This window comes from Paracoccus sp. KR1-242 (assembly GCF_049446195.1).
In the GTDB taxonomy this organism is placed as follows: Bacteria; Pseudomonadota; Alphaproteobacteria; order Rhodobacterales; family Rhodobacteraceae; genus Paracoccus; species Paracoccus broussonetiae.
On the sequence record NZ_JBMSED010000007.1, the window covers coordinates 138555 to 156269 of the forward strand.

At 64.1% G+C, this 17715-nt stretch carries 19 protein-coding genes and 2 tRNA genes; 6 read left to right on the forward strand and 15 right to left on the reverse strand.

All coding sequences use genetic code 11. The features are described from left to right. Positions 1-4: 4 nt before the first annotated feature. The 3 genes from betA to betI all read right to left on the reverse strand — a co-directional run bounded on the left by betA (position 5) and on the right by betI (position 3735). On the reverse strand, positions 5-1657 hold the full coding sequence (gene betA / locus ACO2Q4_RS11880; protein WP_423319476.1) for a choline dehydrogenase: 1653 nt from the start codon (positions 1655-1657) through the stop codon (positions 5-7). 66 nt (positions 1658-1723) lie between these two features. Beyond that, a complete protein-coding gene (gene betB, locus ACO2Q4_RS11885) occupies positions 1724-3169 on the reverse strand; it encodes a betaine-aldehyde dehydrogenase (RefSeq protein WP_423319478.1) in 1446 nt (481 codons plus the stop codon). Then, on the reverse strand, positions 3166-3735 hold the full coding sequence (betI, locus tag ACO2Q4_RS11890) for a choline-binding transcriptional repressor BetI (protein WP_311758883.1): 570 nt from the start codon (positions 3733-3735) through the stop codon (positions 3166-3168). Before betI ends, betB begins: the two co-directional genes overlap by 4 nt. 118 nt (positions 3736-3853) lie before the next feature. Here betI and ACO2Q4_RS11895 point away from each other — a divergent pair, with 118 nt between their 5' ends. The 4 genes from ACO2Q4_RS11895 to ACO2Q4_RS11910 all read left to right on the forward strand — a co-directional run bounded on the left by ACO2Q4_RS11895 (position 3854) and on the right by ACO2Q4_RS11910 (position 7442). After that, positions 3854-4807: a choline ABC transporter substrate-binding protein gene (locus ACO2Q4_RS11895; RefSeq protein ID WP_423319480.1), complete on the forward strand. Its 954-nt coding sequence runs from the start codon at positions 3854-3856 to the stop codon at positions 4805-4807. Between the two features lie 175 nt (positions 4808-4982). Beyond that, positions 4983-5834, forward strand: a complete 852-nt coding sequence (choW, locus tag ACO2Q4_RS11900; RefSeq protein WP_311758881.1) for a choline ABC transporter permease subunit — start codon at positions 4983-4985, stop codon at positions 5832-5834. Beyond that, positions 5827-6870 carry a choline ABC transporter ATP-binding protein gene (choV, locus tag ACO2Q4_RS11905; RefSeq protein WP_395133745.1) on the forward strand — a complete coding sequence of 348 codons (1044 nt, stop codon included), beginning with the start codon at positions 5827-5829 and terminating at the stop codon, positions 6868-6870. The genes choW and choV overlap by 8 nt, the downstream gene beginning before the upstream one ends. A gap of 347 nt (positions 6871-7217) precedes the next feature. Next, positions 7218-7442: a hypothetical protein gene (locus ACO2Q4_RS11910; protein WP_311758879.1), complete on the forward strand. Its 225-nt coding sequence runs from the start codon at positions 7218-7220 to the stop codon at positions 7440-7442. 6 nt (positions 7443-7448) lie between these two features. Here ACO2Q4_RS11910 and ACO2Q4_RS11915 read toward each other — a convergent pair whose 3' ends face one another. Both ACO2Q4_RS11915 and ACO2Q4_RS11920 read right to left on the reverse strand, forming a co-directional pair. Further along, entirely contained in the window at positions 7449-8363 is a 915-nt protein-coding gene (locus tag ACO2Q4_RS11915; RefSeq protein ID WP_423319483.1) for a DMT family transporter, read from the reverse strand. A gap of 40 nt (positions 8364-8403) precedes the next feature. Then, positions 8404-9000: a LysE/ArgO family amino acid transporter gene (locus tag ACO2Q4_RS11920; protein WP_311758877.1), complete on the reverse strand. Its 597-nt coding sequence runs from the start codon at positions 8998-9000 to the stop codon at positions 8404-8406. A gap of 83 nt (positions 9001-9083) precedes the next feature. On the opposite strand from ACO2Q4_RS11920, the gene ACO2Q4_RS11925 reads away from it, so the two are divergent. Further along, complete coding sequence (locus ACO2Q4_RS11925; RefSeq protein ID WP_423319485.1) at positions 9084-9944, forward strand: LysR family transcriptional regulator ArgP; 861 nt, start codon at positions 9084-9086, stop codon at positions 9942-9944. Between the two features lie 39 nt (positions 9945-9983). Here the strand turns inward: ACO2Q4_RS11925 and ACO2Q4_RS11930 are convergent, their stop codons facing one another. From ACO2Q4_RS11930 to ACO2Q4_RS11975, 10 genes are all read right to left on the reverse strand, one after another. Then, a complete protein-coding gene (locus ACO2Q4_RS11930; protein ID WP_395133739.1) occupies positions 9984-10724 on the reverse strand; it encodes a YebC/PmpR family DNA-binding transcriptional regulator in 741 nt (246 codons plus the stop codon). A 68-nt stretch (positions 10725-10792) separates the two neighbouring features. Then, positions 10793-11038 (reverse strand): ribbon-helix-helix domain-containing protein, encoded by a 246-nt coding sequence (locus tag ACO2Q4_RS11935; RefSeq protein ID WP_311758874.1) that lies wholly within the window; start codon positions 11036-11038, stop codon positions 10793-10795. After that, entirely contained in the window at positions 11031-11240 is a 210-nt protein-coding gene (locus ACO2Q4_RS11940) for a DUF4169 family protein (RefSeq protein ID WP_395133737.1), read from the reverse strand. The genes ACO2Q4_RS11935 and ACO2Q4_RS11940 overlap by 8 nt, the downstream gene beginning before the upstream one ends. 1 nt (position 11241) lies before the next feature. Beyond that, entirely contained in the window at positions 11242-12636 is a 1395-nt protein-coding gene (gene fumC, locus ACO2Q4_RS11945) for a class II fumarate hydratase (RefSeq protein ID WP_311758872.1), read from the reverse strand. A gap of 83 nt (positions 12637-12719) precedes the next feature. Continuing rightward, positions 12720-13274, reverse strand: coding sequence for a class I SAM-dependent methyltransferase (locus ACO2Q4_RS11950; protein WP_311758871.1), 555 nt, complete (start codon positions 13272-13274; stop codon positions 12720-12722). 65 nt (positions 13275-13339) lie between these two features. Continuing rightward, positions 13340-13819: an SspB family protein gene (locus tag ACO2Q4_RS11955; RefSeq protein WP_311758870.1), complete on the reverse strand. Its 480-nt coding sequence runs from the start codon at positions 13817-13819 to the stop codon at positions 13340-13342. 194 nt (positions 13820-14013) lie between these two features. Beyond that, positions 14014-14090: transfer RNA gene (locus ACO2Q4_RS11960), tRNA-Asp, on the reverse strand. Between the two features lie 27 nt (positions 14091-14117). Beyond that, a tRNA-Asp gene (locus ACO2Q4_RS11965) sits at positions 14118-14194 on the reverse strand. A 170-nt stretch (positions 14195-14364) separates the two neighbouring features. Continuing rightward, entirely contained in the window at positions 14365-15126 is a 762-nt protein-coding gene (locus ACO2Q4_RS11970; RefSeq protein WP_311758869.1) for a PRC-barrel domain-containing protein, read from the reverse strand. 164 nt (positions 15127-15290) lie between these two features. Then, positions 15291-16409, reverse strand: coding sequence for an anhydro-N-acetylmuramic acid kinase (locus tag ACO2Q4_RS11975; protein ID WP_423319490.1), 1119 nt, complete (start codon positions 16407-16409; stop codon positions 15291-15293). Positions 16410-16465: 56 nt separating this feature from the next. On the opposite strand from ACO2Q4_RS11975, the gene tyrS reads away from it, so the two are divergent. Then, positions 16466-17710: a tyrosine--tRNA ligase gene (gene tyrS, locus ACO2Q4_RS11980; RefSeq protein ID WP_423319492.1), complete on the forward strand. Its 1245-nt coding sequence runs from the start codon at positions 16466-16468 to the stop codon at positions 17708-17710. Positions 17711-17715: the final 5 nt, after the last annotated feature.

A 17715-nucleotide genomic window follows, 5' to 3' on the forward strand; every position in this document is an offset into this window, starting at 1 on the left:
GCGTTCAGGATGGGCGCTGCTGGCTTTCCCAGTCGGCGCCTATTTCAGGACCAAGGTTCAAGGGGGCCAGCATCCCCTGCCCCAGCACATGGTCGGCCGCCTTTTCGCCAGTCATGATCGACGGTCCGTTCAGATTCCCGTTGGTGATGCGCGGAAAGATCGAGCTGTCGGCGACGCGCAGCCCTTCGACCCCGATCACCCGCAACTCGGGATCGACCACTGCCATCGGATCGTCCGCCCGCCCCATCCGCGCCGTTCCGCAGGGATGGAAGGCCGATTCAGCGTGATCGCGGATGAAGGCGTCGATCTGTTCGTCGGACACCACGCCATCGCCCGGCTGGATCTCATATCCCTTGTATTCCGTGAAGGCGGTCTGGTCGAAGATCTCGCGCGTCAGCCGCACGCAGGCGCGGAACTCTGCCCAGTCATCGGCATGGGACATGTAGTTGAAGCGGATCTCGGGCGCTTCCTTGGGGTCGGCGGAGCGCAGGCGCACTGTGCCTCGCGACTTCGATCGCATTGGCCCGACATGGACCTGGAAGCCATGCCCCTCGGCCGCGGCCTTGCCGTCATAACGTACGGCCAATGGCAGGAAATGATACTGGATGTCGGGATATTCGACGCCCGCGCGCGACCGGATGAACCCGCAGCTTTCGAACTGGTTCGAGGCGCCAAGCCCGGTCCCCGTCGCCATCCACTGCGCCCCGATCGAGCCCTTCCCCCAAAGGTTCCAGTGCTTGTACAGCGTGATCGGCTGGGTCGCGCTGTATTGCATGTAGATCTCAAGATGATCCTGCAGGTTTGCGCCGACCCCCGGCCGGTCCGCCCGGACCTCGATCCCGTTTTCGGCCAGATGCCCGGCCGGACCGATCCCGGACAGCATCAACAGCTTCGGGGTATTGATCGAGCTGGCCGAAAGAATGACTTCATGTTTCGCACGAAACACATTGACTCCGCGCGAATTTTTTACCTCCACCCCGACCGCTCGGCCATCTTCGAAGACCACACGCTGCGCCAGCCCCCGCCGAAGGCGCAGCAGCCCGGTTTCCTGCGCCGGGCGCAGATAGGCATTGGCCGCCGACCAGCGCCGCCCTTCCCAGATCGTCGCCTCCATCGCGCCAAAGCCTTCCTGACGCGCGCCGTTGTAATCCTCGGTGACGGGATAGCCCGCCTCGCGACCGGCCCGGATGAAGGCGTTGAACAGCGGGTTCTTGCGCGAGCCCCGCGTGACGTGCAGCGGCCCCTCGGTCCCGCGATAATCGCTGACCGCGCCATGCGACGTCTCCATGCGCCGGTAATAGGGCAGCACATCGGCATAGGACCAGCCGTTGGCCCCCATCTCGGCCCATGTGTCGAAATCCCGCGCATGGCCCCGCACGAAGACCATCCCGTTGATCGAGGACGAGCCCCCGATCACCTTGCCGCGAGGAGTAACCAACCGCCGCCCGCCCAGGTTCGGCTCTGGTTCAGACGAAAAGCCCCAGTCATAGCGCCGCATGTTCATGGGATAGCTCAGCGCCGCGGGCATCTGGATGAACGGCCCGACGTCAGAGCCGCCATATTCGATGATATCGACGCGCTTGCCCGCCATGACCAGCCGATAGGCCAGCGCACACCCCGCTGAACCCGCACCGACGATGACGTAATCGGGGATCATGCGCGGCCCCGCATTTTCACCGTTTTCGAAATACCCACCGCGTCCCTCGAAGCCACGCGGCGATGGTCAATAGGGCGCATCGACCGCCCCCATTCCGACATAGACGGATTTCAGCTGTGAATAGTGATCTATCGCGGCGGCCGAGTTCTCGCGCCCGATGCCCGACATCTTTACCCCGCCGAAGGGTGCCTCGACTGGCGTCAGGTTATAGGCGTTGATCCAGGTCGTGCCCGCCTGCAGTCCTGCAGCCATCCGGTGCCCGCGCGCAAGGTCGCGTGTGAACACCCCCGCCGCCAGCCCATAGGGCGTGGCATTGGCACGGGCCAGAACCTCGGACTCGGTCTCGAAGGCAAGGACCGACATGACCGGGCCAAAAATCTCTTCGCGCGCGATCCACATCGCATCCGCGACATCCGCAAAGACCGTCGGCGGCACGAAGGCACCGTCGCCGGCCCCGCCGCAGACCAACCGCGCCCCCTCTGCCTGCCCCTTGGCTATGGCGGCGCGGATCTTATCCGTCTGCGCAGCGCTAACGATGGGGCCATGCTGGGTCGTCTCGTCCAGGGGGTCGCCGATCCGCACTTCGGCGGCGCGTTCCGACAGCCGCTTCAGGAAGTCAGGCAGGATGCCCCGCTGGACAAAGACCCGCGTCCCGTTCGAACAGATCTGGCCCGAGGAGTAGAAATTCGCAAGAATCGCGGCCCCCACCGCATCCTCGACCGAGGCATCGTCAAAGACGATCAGCGGCGACTTTCCACCCAGCTCCATCGTGACATGGCGCATCCCCGCGGCAGCGGCGGCATAGACCTTCTGTCCCGTCGCGACCGAGCCGGTGAGCGAGACCTTGGCCACGCGCGGATCACTGACCAGCGCGGCGCCGACCGCACCCCGCCCCTGCACCACGTTGAAGATCCCGGCAGGCAATCCCGCCTCTGTCAGGATCTCGGCCAGCTTCAACGCGCCAAGCGGGGTCTCCTCGCTGGGCTTGAACACCATCGCATTGCCCATCGCCAGTGCCGGCGCTGCTTTCCAGCAGGCGATCTGGCTGGGATAGTTCCAAGCCCCGATGCCCGCGCAGACGCCCAGAGCCTCGCGGATGGTATAGACAAAATCGCTACCCAGCGGAATCGTCTGGCCGGTCACGGTGGGTGCAATACCGCCGAAATATTCCAGTGCATCCGCCCCCGAGGGCCAATCGGCGACGCGCGTTTCCTGGATGGGCTTGCCGGTATCCAGCGTTTCAAGCCGGGCCAGCTCCTCGGCACGTTCCCGAATGATCTGCGCGGCGCGGATCAGGACGCGTCCGCGCTCGACCGGGCGAAGGGCGGCCCAGGCGGGCTGCGCGGCAGCCGCGGCAGCCGTGGCCTCGGCGACCTGCGCCACGTCCGCTTCGCGCAACCTGGCGATCACCTCGCCGGTAAAGGGATAGAGCACGTCCAGGTCCGGTCCCCGCCCCTCGACCGGCGCGCCGTTGATGTAAAGGCTCGCGGCGGGTTGCGCGTCATGGGTCATGGCAGCACCTTTTCAAGATAGGCAAGGATCAGCCCTTCGGCTGCGTCGGCATCTGCCTCGTCCGACAGGGCCGCGCGCAGATAGACGCCGTCGATCAGCGCGCCCAGCGTGCGCGCCGTCGCCTCGGCCTCGGCCCCCACCAGCGGACGCAGCGCCACCAGCAGGTTCGAGCGCAGGCGGCGGTGATAGACGCGCAAAAGGCGCGCCGCCTCGGAATCGACAAGCGCAAGGGCATAGAAATTCAGCCAGGCCGCAATTGTCTCGCGCTCGAAATTGGCCTGTCCGAAATTCGCTCGGATCAGCGCCATCAGGCGCGAATGCGGACTGTCCACATCTTTTAGCTCGCGCGCTGTTGTCTCTCGATACTGGGTCAGGATATGCCGCATCGCGGCAAGGAAGATCCGTTCTTTCGAGCCGAAATAATGATGGGCAAGAGCCGTGGACATTCCTGCTTCGCGCGCAATCTGCGCGACCGTCACATCAAGCGATCCGGCCCGGCCGATGGTCGCTATGGTGGCGTTGATTAATGCGGCCTTTCGGATAGGCTCTGCACCAAGTCTGGGCATATGGAGACACCGGTCTTTTCAACGGCTCGATACATCTGGAGCTAGCCGTCTTTTGATTGACTCGTCAATCAATAAAAGCCTTAATTCCTTCCAACAACAATACAGGGAGAAGAACGAGATGACATTTTGTCGCACCCCCGCGCTCGTCGCTGCCGCTCTGGCGATCACCGTATCTGGCGTCGGCACCGCAATTGCGGAAGAGCCTGCATCCTGCCGCGACGTGGTGTTTTCGGACGTGGGCTGGACCGACATCTCCTCGACCACGGCGCTGGCCTCGACCACGCTTCAGGCGCTTGGCTACAAGACCGAGACCAAGATCCTGTCGCTGCCCGTGACCTATACCGCGATGGCCAAGAACGACGTCGACATCTTCCTGGGCAACTGGATGCCCAGCCAGGAGGCCGACCTGAAACCCTATCGGGATTCCGGCACGGTCGAGGTCGCGCGCACCAACCTGACCGGCGCAAAATACACGCTGGCCACCAACGAGGCCGGGGCAAAGCTGGGCATCGACGATTTCGCCAAGATCGCCGCGCAAAAGGACGCGCTGGACGGCAAGATCTATGGCATCGAGCCCGGCAATGACGGCAACCGCCTGCTGCTTGAAATGGTCGCGGGAAATAAATTCGACCTTGGCACTTTCGAGATCGTCGAAAGCTCGGAACAGGGGATGCTGGCGCAGGTCGCCCGCGCCGACGGGGCGGACAAGCCGATCGTGTTCCTGGGCTGGGAACCGCATCCCATGAATACCCAGTTCAAGATGACATATCTGGGTGGCGGCGATGACGTTTTCGGACCGGATTTCGGCGGCGCTCGCGTCGATACCAATATCCGCGCCGGCTATGCGACCGAATGCCCGAATATCGGCAAGTTCCTGCAAAACCTGGAATTCACCCTGCCTATGGAAAACGAAGTCATGGGCAAGATCCTGAATGACGGTGAAGAGCCGGCGAAAGCGGCCAAGGAATGGCTGAAGGCCAATCCCGAGGCGGCCAAGCCCTGGCTGGCAGGTGTCACCACCTTCGACGGCGGCGATGCCGTCGCGGCCCTCGACAAGGCGCTTTCGGAATGATGAAGGGCGGGCAGAAGGGATCATCCTCTGCCCGTTTCTCGTCGCGCGTGCCTGACGAATTGATCCACCTTTGCCGGGATCCCCGGATCCGCTGCGCCCCCGCCTCTGCCGTTCCCGGCAGATGCGGGACCGCAGGCGCGTCCGCATCTCCCGAACGGCAGAAAGTAATGGACGCATGGACCAACTGACCGATCTTTTGACCGGGACCAAGATCCCGGTCGGCAAGACAGCGAAAGCGATCTTCGACTGGCTGAATGCCCATGCCGCGTTCATCTTCAACGCGATCTCCAAGGGCCTCGAATGGCTGATCAACGGGATCCTTGCGGTGCTGGAGTTTCCACACCCGCTGGTCTTCACGCTGGTCATGGTGGCAATCGCCTGGGCGCTGCAGCGCAACTGGAGGGTCTGCCTGCTGATCGGTCTTGGCTTCCTGTTCATCCTGAACCAGGGCTACTGGGACGAGACGATGCAGACGCTGACGCTGGTGCTTGCGGCTTGCGTCGTCTGCATGGCGATCGGCGTGCCGATGGGCATCGCCGCGGCGCACCGGCCCCGGCTTTACGCCTGGATGCGTCCGATCCTGGACCTGATGCAGACCTTGCCGACCTTCGTCTATCTGATCCCGGCCATCGTGTTCTTCGGGATCGGCACGGTTCCGGGACTGATCGCGACCGTCATCTTCGTGCTGCCCGCTCCGATCCGGCTGACCCACCTGGGCATCAGCTCGGCCCCGCAGGCCCTTGTCGAGGCCGCGACCGCCTTTGGTGCGACGCCCCGCCAGCTTCTGTGGAAGGTCGAGCTGCCCTCGGCCGCGCCGCAGATCATGGCCGGCCTCAACCAGACCATCATGCTGTCGCTGTCGATGGTGGTGATCGCGGCCCTTGTCGGCGCATCGGGCCTTGGCGTTCCGGTCGTGCGGGCACTGAACAGCGTGAACACGGCGCTGGGTTTCGAAAGCGGTTTCATCATCGTGGTTGTCGCGATCATGCTGGACCGGATGCTACGGGTGGGGAAGCGCAATGATTGAACGCAACGCCGTCGAATTCGACAATGTGAACATCGTTTTCGGGGACGAACCCGATGCCGCCCTGCCGCTGATGGATCAGGGGTTGGAGCGGGGGCCGATCAAGGCCGAAACCGGGCAGGTCCTGGGCGTCCACAACTGCTCGCTGACCGTGCGCGAGGGCGAGATCCTGGTCCTGATGGGTCTCTCCGGTTCGGGCAAGTCGACATTGCTGCGTGCGGTCAACGGGCTCAACTCGGTCTGTCGAGGCGAGGTGCGGATCTGGGACGGAGACCACATGGCCTCGGTCACAAGGGCCGCAGAGCCGGAACTGCGGCGGCTGCGGCGCAGCCGCGTCGCCATGGTTTTCCAGCAATTCGGCCTGCTGCCCTGGCGCAGCGTGCGCGAGAATGTGGGGCTGGGCCTGGAACTGGCGGGCGTCCCCGCTGCCGAGCGCCAGAAGCGTGTCGAGGCGCAGCTTGCCACCGTGGGCCTTTCCGATTGGGCCGACCGCAAGGTGGGCGACCTGTCGGGTGGAATGCAGCAGCGCGTGGGCCTGGCCCGCGCCTTTGCGACCGAGGCGCCGATCCTGCTGATGGACGAGCCCTTTTCGGCGCTGGACCCGCTGATCCGCAACCGGCTTCAGGGCGAATTGCTGGAGTTGCAGAAGCAGGCGCAGCGCACAATCATCTTCGTCAGCCACGATCTGGACGAGGCATTCCGCATCGGCAATCGCATCGCGCTGATGGAAGGCGGGCGCATCGTCCAAATTGGCACCGCGCGTGAAATCATCGCCCAGCCCGCGAATGCCTATGTCGAGGATTTCGTCGCGCACATGAACCCGCTTGGCGTGCTGATGGCCGAAGACATGGCCGAACCCGAGGACGCCCCCGGCGCGCCCATCGACCGCCAGATGCCGATCCGGCAGGTCATGCGGATCATGACCGAAACCGGGGTCGAGATCCTGCCCCTGTCCGGCGGCGGGCGGGTGACGCAGCAAGGAATCATGCAGCGCCTGATCGATCCGGGCCCACGCGCAGGTGGTGCCGTCGAACACTAGGCTGCCAACCCCATTACGCGCCTGTCACGGCCCGTTTCGCGACAATCGCGAAACGGGCTTGCCACGAATCATTTTCCATGCCTATCAATCCCTTGTTCCGTAACCACAGCGAAAGGGCCCTGGCATGACCAATATCTCCGCCATTCCGGCTGCCTTTTCCGGCGTCACTCGACGCGACCGACGCCTTTCGCGTCGGGGCTGACGGAACGCGATCAGATCCGCCCAAGGGGCATTTTTCCGATCATTCCTGACGCTCGCCCGCCGCGCTAACACGCGTCGGTCCGCGTCCTTCTGACTTAAATCCACAATACAGGAGCCGCCCTGCCTTGCAGGCGGCGGACACAGATATGAGTGTTATATCACTGCGCCCCGCGCGGGATCTTCGCGCACCTTTGGACGAACTGATCCGTGACCACGGGCTTCTCTCGGTCACGCTCGCGCTGATGCGCGCGGCGTTGCGGCGGGGCAAAAACCGCCCTCCGCCAGCCGAGGGGCTGTCGGAATACTTGCGCCGGGATATCGGCCTTGGGCCGGGCCGGCACAAGGGACCGCGCGATTGGGACCGGCTCTGACTTCTGTCAGGCCGTCTCGGGCGGCGGGGTGACCATGCCCCGCCGCAGCCGGGCCTCTCGCCACGTGATGTAGCAGATCGCGCCAATCATCAGCGCGCCCCCGACCAGCACCCAGACATCGACCGGCTCGGCAAAGACCAGTGCGCCCAGCAGGCTGGCCCAGATCAGTTGCAGGAAGACGACCGGCTGCGTCACTGTCAGCGGCGCGGCGGCAAAGGCCCGCGTCATGGCATAATGCCCGGCCGTCGCAAAAAAGGCGGTGCAGGCCAGGACGCCGCATTGCGTCAATGTCGGCGGAACCCAATTCAGCGCGGCGACTGGCGCAAGGCCAATGCACACGGTCAAGGACATCATCCCGACGACCACGCTTGCGGGCACCTGCTCGGACAGGCGCTTTGCCAGCAGATAGGACGCCCCGAACGTGACCGAGGCGCCAAGCTGCGCCAGATGCCCCGGCTCCAGCGCGCGCAGTCCGGGCCGCAGCACCACCATGGCACCGATCAGCGCGACCAGGATGGCCAGAGCCCGGCGCCACGAGATGCGCTCGCCCATCAGCAGCGCGGCGCCGATCGTCACCACGATGGGGTTGAGAAAGCCGATGGCCGTGACCTCGGCCACGGTGATCCGCGCCATGGCAAAAAACCACAGGATCACGGCCACCGAATGCAGCGCGCCCCGCAGCGCGAACATCCCCCAGATCCGGGGGGCAAAGCCGCGACGCAGCGCAGGCAGCAGCGCCGGGATCAGGAAGATCAGCCCGAAAGCGAACCGGATGAACGCCCCCTCGGGTGCAGGCAGCGCCTGACCCAGCCAGCGGACCGAGCCATTCACGGCGACGAAGCTCAGGCCTGCGCCCAGCATCCAGAAGATGCCGGCAAGGTCCTGCCGAGAGGATGGGTTGATGGTGCTCGCGCTTGTCATGACCCAAAGCCATGACCTGTTGCCCGCGCTTGCGCAAGGCTCAGCCGGCAAGCATCAGCCCTACGGCGATGGCGATCATGACAATCCCGACACACAGGTCCAGCACCCGCCATGCGGCGGGCCGCGCAAACAGCGGCCCCAGAAGCCGCGCACCATAGCCAAGCGCAAAGAAGAACAGGACCGAACCGCTGATCGCGCCAATGGCAAAGCCCGCCCTGTCCCCGAAGCCGGTCGCGACCGATCCGATCAGCACGACCGTATCCAGCCACACATGGGGGTTCAGCCAAGTCAGCGCCGCAAGAATCGCCAGCGTCCCCCGCAGACCTGCCGAATCCGCGCCGGTGGGCATCCCCGCCCCTCCCCGCCAGGCCGCGCGCAGCGCCCGACCGCCATAGACGATCAGAAAGGCCGCCCCACCCCAGCGCATGACCTCCATCAGCCAAGGCGCGCGCGCGGCCAGCGTACCGGCGCCAAGCACACCCGCAACGATCAGCACCGCATCCGACAGGGCACAAAAGGCGCAGGTGACGAAAACATGCCGCCGCAGCAGCCCTTGTCGCAGCACGAAGGCGTTCTGGGCACCGATCGCGACGATCAGCGACATCGTGGTTGCGAACCCGGCAAGATAGGCCTGCATGATCATTCTCCTTTTGCGGCTGTCTTGCGGCATGAGGCGACATCAGGCAAATTCATAATTCTGATCATAGTTAAGATTTTCTAATGTTGGACTACCCCGCCCTTGCCGCCTTGTCCGAGATCATTCGCCGCGGTTCGTTCGAAGCCGCGGCCGCAGGACTTGGGGTCACGCCTTCGGCCGTGTCACAGCGGATCAAGGGACTTGAGGAGCGGCTTGGCCAGGTCCTGATCCATCGCGGACCACCGGCGCGCGGCACCCCGCACGGAATGCGCCTGATGCAGCATCTGGACCAGGTGCGCCTGCTCGAACAAACCCTTGGGACAGAGGGGACGGATCGCGCGGCCACGCTGCGGATCGCCGTCAATGCCGACAGCCTTGCCACCTGGTTCCCGCCGGTAATGACAGCGCTCGACGTGATTTATGATCTCGTGGTCGATGATCAGGACCATGCCCGCGACTGGCTCGGCAAGGGGCAGGTTTCGGCTGCGATCTCGTCGGACGCAGACGCGGTGCCGGGCTGTGACGTTCACGCCCTTGGACACATGCGCTATCACGCATTGGCGACGCCGGAATTTATCGCACGACATTTCCCCGACGGCGTGACCCGCACCGCGCTGAACCATGCCCCAGCGGTGATTTTCAACAGCAAGGATGCCGCCCAGACGCGTTGGGCCACCACCCTGACGGGCCGACGACCGCAGCTGTCCGGTCACCACGTTCCCGCGTCCGAAGCCTTCGCAAGGGTCGTGGAACTGGGACTGGGCTGGGGCATGATCCCCGAATGCATGTCCAACGTCACGCGTGCATCGGGCCAGCTGGCGCTGCTGGACCCGCTGCCGCTGGACATTCCGCTGTTCTGGCATGTCCAGCGCGCCATGGCTCCCGCGCTGGCCCCGCTGACGCAGGCGATACGAAAAAGGGCCGCATCGGAACTACGGCCCTGATTTCATCGTTTTTGAAATACCCCCGCCGGAGGCGGATCTTCAAAGCTGCGCCGCGACATCCTCGGGGATGTCGAAATTCCCGGTGACGTTCTGGACGTCGTCATCATCCTCCAGCGCATCCAGCAGCTTCATCAACTTCTGCGCGGTCTCAAGGTCGATTTCGGTCGGTGCCTGCGGCTTCCAGATCAGCTTGGCATGCTCGGATTCGCCAAGGCTCGCTTCCAGCGCGGTCGAGACCTCGGCCAGATCGGTGTCCGAAGTATAGATCCAGTGGCCGTCCTCGTCACTTTCGACATCCTCGGCACCGGCCTCCAGCGCGGCCATCATGACGGTATCCGCATCGCCGGCGCTGGCGGCGTACATGATCTCGCCCTTGCGGTCGAACATGAAGTTCACCGAGCCGGTCTGACCCAGATCGCCGCCATGCTTGGTGAAATAGCTGCGCACGTTCGACGCGGTGCGGTTGCGATTGTCGGTCATCGCCTCGACGATGATCGCGATGCCGTTCGGGCCATAGCCCTCATAGCGGATCTCGTCATAGTTCTCGGCATCACCGCCCTGCGACTTCTTGATCGCGCGGTCGATCACGTCCTTCGGAACCGAGCTCGACTTGGCTTCCTTGACCGCAAGGCGAAGGCGGGGGTTCTTGTCGGGATCGGGATCGCCCATCTTCGCGGCGACGGTGATTTCTTTGGCCAGTTTGGAGAACAGCTTGGAACGGAGCTTGTCCTGCTTGCCCTTCCGGTGCTGGATGTTGGCCCACTTGGAATGGCCTGCCATGGTTCTACCCAATATCTGCTGTGGATTGTTGCTCGGCTTTTAGTCACCCAGACCCGCCGCCGCAAGCACTACGCCAGCGATTGGCGTTTCAGGACTTCGGACAGGACGTAAAGGCGCAGCGCGGTGGCAAGCCCCACCTCGGGCGGGCGAGCCGCGTCTATGGCCGCGATCAGGGCCGCAGTGGTCTCTGCCCTGCCCTTCGCGATCTCGCGCAACTCCCGCCAGAACGCATCCTCCAGACTGACCGAGGTGCGATGACCGCCGATGGTGACCGAGCGTTTCACCGGGTGGGACATCGCGGGAAGGTCAGGCATCGCCATCCTCGGGCAGATCGCGCCGATGCTGGTCAAGATGGCGGCTGGCGCGGGCCTTGGCATCCTGATCGGAAAGCTTCTCGGCCTTGCTGCGGCCGAACTTGGCGGCATTCGCGTCGCCTTCGCGGCGGGCGGCGTCGCGGGCGGCGCTTTTGCGCGCCGTCCGCAGGTTGATGATCTTTCCAGATCCGGTTCCGGTCAACTCAGTCCTCCGGGCCGACCATCAGTTCCGGGCGCACGACCCGGTCGAAGGTCTCACCATCGACAAGACCCAGGGCGATCGCCTCTTCGCGCAGCGTTGTGCCGTTCTTGTGCGCCGTCTTGGCCACCTTGGTCGCATTGTCGTAACCGATCGTGGGAGCCAGCGCCGTCACCAACATCAGCGATTCTTTCATCAGCTTGTCGATCCGCGGCAGGTTGGCCTGCGTACCGACGACCATGTTGTCGGTGAAGGAACCCGCCGCATCGCCCAGAAGCTGCATCGATTGCAGCACGTTGTAAGACATCATCGGGTTATAGACGTTCAGCTCGAAATGGCCCTGCGAACCGGCGAAACCGATGGCCGCGTCATTGCCCATGACATGGGCGCAAACCATGGTCAGCGCCTCGGCTTGGGTCGGGTTGACCTTGCCCGGCATGATCGACGAACCCGGCTCGTTTTCCGGCAGGATCAGCTCGCCCAGACCCGAGCGCGGACCCGAACCCAGCAGGCGCATGTCGTTCGCAATCTTGAAAAGCGAAGCCGCGACCGTTTTCAGCGCACCCGAGAAGAAGACCATCGCGTCATGCGCGGCCAGAGCCTCGAACTTGTTCGGCGCGGTGACGAAGGGAAGCCCCGAGATCTTGGCGATTTCCGCCGCAATCGCCGTGTCCCAGCCTTTTTTGGTGTTCAGCCCGGTGCCGACGGCGGTGCCGCCCTGCGCCAGTTCATAGATGTCACCCAGCGCGAGCTTCACACGCTCGATGCCCTTGGCGACCTGATGGGCATAGCCGCCGAATTCCTGACCCAGCGTCAGCGGCGTCGCGTCCTGGGTGTGGGTGCGGCCGATCTTGATGATGTCCTTGAATTCTGCGGATTTCGCGACCAGCGCGGCGTGCAGTTTTTCAAGGCCGGGGATCAGGACGTCGCGCGCCAGCATCCCGATCGCGACATGCATCGCCGTCGGGAAGGTGTCGTTGGACGATTGGCCCATGTTCACGTGATCATTCGGGTGAACCGGCTTTTTCGAGCCCAGTTCGCCGCCAAGGATCTCGATCGCGCGGTTCGAAATGACTTCGTTCGCGTTCATGTTGGACTGGGTGCCCGAGCCGGTCTGCCAGACGACCAGCGGGAAGTTGTCGTCGAACTTGCCGGCCACGACTTCCGAGGCAGCCTGCACCATCGCGTTGCCCAGCGCCGCATCCAGGTTGCCGGTCGCCATGTTCACCTGCGCGGCCGCCTGCTTGATGATGCCCAACGCCCGGATGATCGGCACCGGCTGCTTTTCCCAGCCGATCGGGAAGTTCTGGATCGAGCGCTGCGTCTGCGCGCCCCAGTACTTGTCGGACGGAACCTGAAGCGGGCCGAAGCTGTCGGTCTCGGTGCGGAAATCGGTCATGTCATATCCCTCGCGGTTTCGCGGGCGTTCTACCGCCAGCGCACCGGATTCGCAAATGGTATGCGAATGTATGCCGTTAGCGATCACAGGTTCTGGCGAAAGACATAGACCCGCGCCGGGGGCAGGTTCGCCCAGATGCGCCGGCTTTTGCGATGCACCAGACCAAAGCGCGCCCGCACGGCTTCCGAGAGGGGCGCGACCGGACCGTAGGTGATCTGCACGAAAGGCGCGCCCGGCTTCATCATCGCAAGCGCCGCGCCGACGATCGCCGATTGCAGCTCGTCCGGCATCGGCAAGGTCGGCACACCTGAAATCACCGCATCCAGCCCCGCATGACCGACATTCACCATTTCCTGCGCAGGCAGGTTGTGAACCTCGGTCCCCGGAAAGCGCTGCCGCAAACGGTCGCAAAAGGCGGCATTCAATTCGTAAAGCTGCAATCGCTCGGGCGGCAGGCCGCGCGCCAGAATGGCCCGCGTGATCGTACCGGTTCCAGCCCCGATCTCGGCCACCGCCTGCATGTCCGGGGTGACAAGCCGCGCCATCTCGCGCGCGACGGCCTGCCCCGTGGGTGCAATGGCACGGATCTCCGAGGGGCGGCGCAGGAACTGACCAAGGAACAGCGACAGATCGGACAAGGCGGCCTCCAGCTTATTCGCCGAGACCGCCTCTAGTGTTTGCCGGTGACAGGGTTATGACGACCTTACTTGCGCCACTTGTCCAGACTGACGACCTCGGCCCCACCCTTGGGCGCGTCATCGCCGCCGTCATCGTCGTCGTCGGTATCGTCTTCGTCCTCGACGTCTTCCTCGTCATCCTCGTCATCGTCATCCTGGTTTTCGAAACGCAGGCCGAATTCGACCGAGGGATCGACGAAGGTGCGGACCGCGTCGAAGGGAATGTAAAGCGGTTCGGGTGAATTGCCGAAGTTCAGCGTGATGGTGAACCCGTTCGGCCTGACGTCAAGATTGTCGAACCAGTGCTGGATCACGATCGTCATCTCTTCGGGATAACGCTCGCGCAGCCAATCGGCCATTTCGACATCCGCATCGCGGGTATCGAAGGTGATGAAGAAATGATGTTCGCCGGGTAGACCTTCGTCGGCCACGGCCCGAAGGACGTCAGCAATCAGCCGTTGCATGGCCCGATGCATCATCCCGCCGTAATCTATTCCTCGCGCCATCGGCATCCCCCTTCGTTCTCGGGTCAGCATAGGGAATTGCGTCCCGATGAAAAGGCCCTAACACCTGTCCCACGGGGTCCGACAGGCAACTGCCCGCCACCTTTGCGGCCGATTGCACGACAGCATCACGACAGCGCAAACATCCGCCAGATGCGCCCGAAGGCATTGAATTTTCTGGATCAAAAAAGAGAAGATGGCGCGGTTGACGGGGCTCGAACCCGCGACCCCCGGCGTGACAGGCCGGTACTCTAACCAACTGAGCTACAACCGCGCATCATCTTGGCGATATTGAAAGTGTTGGCGCGGTTGACGGGGCTCGAACCCGCGACCCCCGGCGTGACAGGCCGGTACTCTAACCAACTGAGCTACAACCGCGCAGAACACTTTCTCCAGATCGCCTCTGGAGTGCGGGCGGTTTACGCACGGCGGCAGCGCGCGTCAAGGGCAGTTTTCACGAAAAATGCGGCCGCCCGAAAAACTTTACAAAAGCAAAGGGGCGCCCGTGCGGCGCCCCCTGTCTTTCATCCCATGAACGCTGGGCCAGATCACTTGCGAACGGTCTTCTCGTCAAAATCAGGCAGCGCCTTGAGTTCTTCCTTGGTGTAGTTCGTCGCAAAGAAGGTGTCGTTGCCCACGGCGGTCATGTGGATCGCATCGACGCCCAACAGCACCTTCTTGGCCCCGATGCCAAGGAAGCCGCCAATATCGGCGATATAGCCCACGACTTGCCCCGAATCATCCAGCACGATGTCATTGACCTTGGCGATGTCCTGCCATTCAGCCGGGCGCTCATCCAGTTCGGCGGGCTGGTTCCATTCGATCGACGACGGCTCGTTCGTGGTGAAGATCCGGCGGCTGGTGATCCAGGACCCCAGAAGCCCCGGATCAGCCTCCGAGATCATCGGGGGGTTCACGTCGGGCGGAGTGACCGGGGTCTGCTCCGCAGCGTCGGCCGCCGCATCTGCCGCCTGGGATGCGGCATCCTCGGCGCTGTCTGCGGCATCGGCCGCATTCTCGGCCGCGGCATCCCCCATGCCCTGCGCGGCATTGGCGGCATCGTCCGCAGCGGTGGCCGCGGCATCGGCGGCATTGTCTGCGGCATTGGCGGCCTCATCCGCGGCCTGCTCGGCGGCCGCGCCCGCCTGATCTGCGGCGGTATCGGCAGCCTGCTCGGCGCTTTCAGCCGCGGTTTTGGCGGTGTCGGCTGCCTGCTCGGCGGATTGGGCCGGAGGCGTCGGCGGCGCGACCTGCGCATAGGCCGGAGCAACAAGGGCAAGCGCCGTCGCGGCGATGACAAGGGATTTCATGGACGATGTCCTTTCCGGTTGCGTTGCGGGAAACGGCCAGCGCCGTCTGATGGCTTGGAAACGCCGCGAAATCGCGCTTCGTTCCGTTGAAAATTTGCGAAGGTGGTTCACGAAAACGTAGGAGCAACAAGGTATTGGCGAAAAATCACGGGTAAGGAGGTCGGTTAGCGCCTGCGCGGATGGCTGATGCGTCCGCCACAGACCGGAGCGGGCGCGCCCGTCGTTCCCGGCCCCGATGTCGGAAGCCCGCGCAGCACCCGCACCGCAAGCCAACCAAAGGCCTGCGCCTCAAGCATGTCACCGTCCAGTCCGGCTTCTTCGACCGGAACGACGCGGCTGGGCACGCGCGCGGACAGCGCGGCCATCATCGCCGCGTTATGCCGGCCACCGCCGCAGACCAGCACCCGTTCGGGAAGATCTGGCAACAGGGCCATGCCTGCCGCGACCGCCGCCGCCGCCGCGTGGGTCAGCGTGGCCGCCGCGTCCGCGTCCGGCAAAGCCGCGACCTTCTCCAGAAGGTCGGGAAAGGCATCGCGGTCCAGCGATTTCGGCGCGGGCCGCGCGAAATGCGGATGGCGCAGGAAATGCGCGATGACGTCTTCGTCGGGCTGGCCCCGCAGGGCCAGGTTGCCGCCTTCGTCGCGCAGGATGCCACGACGCTGCCGCATCAGGTCGTTCACCGGCGCATTGGCGGGACCGGTGTCGAAGGCGATGCAGGCCCCCGTTGCCTCTGGGGTGGGCGCGGTCGGGTCTGTCCAGGTCAGATTGCCGACGCCGCCAAGATTCAGGAAGGCGACCGGGGCGGCGGGCAGGAGCCCCTGCCCCATCGCCCATTCGGCGCAGGCCCAATGGAAAAAGGGGGCAAGGGGCGCGCCCTCTCCGCCTTGGCGCACGTCCTCGCTGCGGAAATCCCAGACGACGGGGCGATCCAACCTGCGGGCCAGCGCCGCGCCGTCGCCGGCCTGATGGGTGCCGCGCCCATGCGGATCATGCGCCAGCGTCTGGCCGTGATAGCCGACCACCTCAGCCCCGGGGAAAGCCTCGGCCAGCGCGGCATGGGCGACAACGGACAGCTCCGCCGCCTCGGCAACGTCCGGCCCGCCTGGCCATTGGCCCAGCGCCGCATGAAGCATGGCGGATTCATTGCCCGAATAGGCGCGATAGGCACTGCGCCCGAACCCCGAGACGCGGATGCCGTCCGTTTCGATCAGCGCCGCGTCCACGCCGTCCAGCGACGTGCCCGACATCATCCCCAATGCGCGAATCGTTCCGCCCGCTGTCATCGCTTTCCCTTTGCCTCATTGCCCGGTATATCCGCGCCATTCGAAAGGAAAAGCTCATGACCTACCATGCCAAATCCGACTTCCTCCATATCATGATGGAACGCGGTTATCTGGCGGACTGCACCGACCTGCAGTCGCTGGATGACGCGCTGATCGAAGGACCGGTCACGGCATATATCGGTTATGACGCCACGGCGGCCAGCCTGCATGTCGGGCACCTGCTGAACATCATGATGCTGCGCTGGTTCCAGAAGACCGGCAACCGCCCGATCACCCTGATGGGCGGCGGCACCACCAAGGTCGGCGACCCCTCCTTCCGCAGCGAGGAACGCCCGCTGCTGACCCCGGATGCGATCCAGTCGAATATCGACGGGATGGGACAGGTCTTTGCCCGCTACCTCGATTACGGGGATGGCAAGGCCAAGATGCTAAACAACGCCGAATGGCTGGACAACCTGAACTACCTTGATTTCCTGCGCGACATCGGGCGGCATTTCTCGGTCAACCGGATGCTGTCGTTTGAATCGGTGAAATCGCGGCTGGATCGCGAGCAATCGCTCAGCTTCCTTGAATTCAACTACATGATCCTGCAGGCCTACGACTTCCTTGAACTCTACCGCCGCTATGACTGCCGGCTGCAGATGGGCGGGTCCGACCAGTGGGGCAACATCATCAACGGGATCGACCTGACGCGGCGCGTGCTGGACGGGGAAATCTTCGGCCTGACCTCGCCGCTGCTAACCACCTCGGACGGGCGCAAGATGGGCAAGTCCGCGGGGGGTGCTGTCTGGCTGAACGGTTCGATGCTGTCGCCCTATGAGTTCTGGCAGTTCTGGCGCAATTCGACCGATGCCGATGTCGGGCGCTTCCTGAAGCTTTATACTGATCTGCCGGTCGATGAATGCGACCGTCTGGGCAAGCTGCAAGGGTCCGAGATCAACGCGGCCAAGATCATCCTCGCGAACGAAGTCACGACGCTGCTGCACGGCGCCGAAGCTGCCGCCAGCGCCGAGGCGACCGCACGCGATGTCTTCGAGCAAGGCGGCGCGGGCGGCGATCTGGAAATCGCGCGGGTCAGTGCCGATGCGCTGGCATCTGGTCTGTCGGTTGTTCAATTGCTGGTCCAGACCGGCATCGCGCCGTCAGGGAAAGAGGCCAAGCGCCTGATTGCCGAAGGCGGCCTGCGCCTTAACAACGAAGCCGTCAGCGACCCGCAGCTTTCCGTGGACGCGGCGCTGATCGGGGACGGGCTGAAAGTCTCGGTCGGGAAAAAGAAGCACCGGATGGTGCAGATCGGATAAGCCAA

Coding starts and splice junctions, on each gene's coding strand:
- betA (WP_423319476.1), bottom strand. CDS start 1,657: ATGATCCCCGATTACGTCATCGTCGGTGCGGGTTCAGCGGGGTGTGCG.
- betB (WP_423319478.1), bottom strand. CDS start 3,169: ATGACCCATGACGCGCAACCCGCCGCGAGCCTTTACATCAACGGCGCG.
- betI (WP_311758883.1), bottom strand. CDS start 3,735: ATGCCCAGACTTGGTGCAGAGCCTATCCGAAAGGCCGCATTAATCAAC.
- ACO2Q4_RS11895 (WP_423319480.1), top strand. CDS start 3,854: ATGACATTTTGTCGCACCCCCGCGCTCGTCGCTGCCGCTCTGGCGATC.
- choW (WP_311758881.1), top strand. CDS start 4,983: ATGGACCAACTGACCGATCTTTTGACCGGGACCAAGATCCCGGTCGGC.
- choV (WP_395133745.1), top strand. CDS start 5,827: ATGATTGAACGCAACGCCGTCGAATTCGACAATGTGAACATCGTTTTC.
- ACO2Q4_RS11910 (WP_311758879.1), top strand. CDS start 7,218: ATGAGTGTTATATCACTGCGCCCCGCGCGGGATCTTCGCGCACCTTTG.
- ACO2Q4_RS11915 (WP_423319483.1), bottom strand. CDS start 8,363: ATGACAAGCGCGAGCACCATCAACCCATCCTCTCGGCAGGACCTTGCC.
- ACO2Q4_RS11920 (WP_311758877.1), bottom strand. CDS start 9,000: ATGCAGGCCTATCTTGCCGGGTTCGCAACCACGATGTCGCTGATCGTC.
- ACO2Q4_RS11925 (WP_423319485.1), top strand. CDS start 9,084: ATGTTGGACTACCCCGCCCTTGCCGCCTTGTCCGAGATCATTCGCCGC.
- ACO2Q4_RS11930 (WP_395133739.1), bottom strand. CDS start 10,724: ATGGCAGGCCATTCCAAGTGGGCCAACATCCAGCACCGGAAGGGCAAG.
- ACO2Q4_RS11935 (WP_311758874.1), bottom strand. CDS start 11,038: ATGCCTGACCTTCCCGCGATGTCCCACCCGGTGAAACGCTCGGTCACC.
- fumC (WP_311758872.1), bottom strand. CDS start 12,636: ATGACCGATTTCCGCACCGAGACCGACAGCTTCGGCCCGCTTCAGGTT.
- ACO2Q4_RS11955 (WP_311758870.1), bottom strand. CDS start 13,819: ATGGCGCGAGGAATAGATTACGGCGGGATGATGCATCGGGCCATGCAA.
- ACO2Q4_RS11970 (WP_311758869.1), bottom strand. CDS start 15,126: ATGAAATCCCTTGTCATCGCCGCGACGGCGCTTGCCCTTGTTGCTCCG.
- ACO2Q4_RS11975 (WP_423319490.1), bottom strand. CDS start 16,409: ATGACAGCGGGCGGAACGATTCGCGCATTGGGGATGATGTCGGGCACG.
- tyrS (WP_423319492.1), top strand. CDS start 16,466: ATGACCTACCATGCCAAATCCGACTTCCTCCATATCATGATGGAACGC.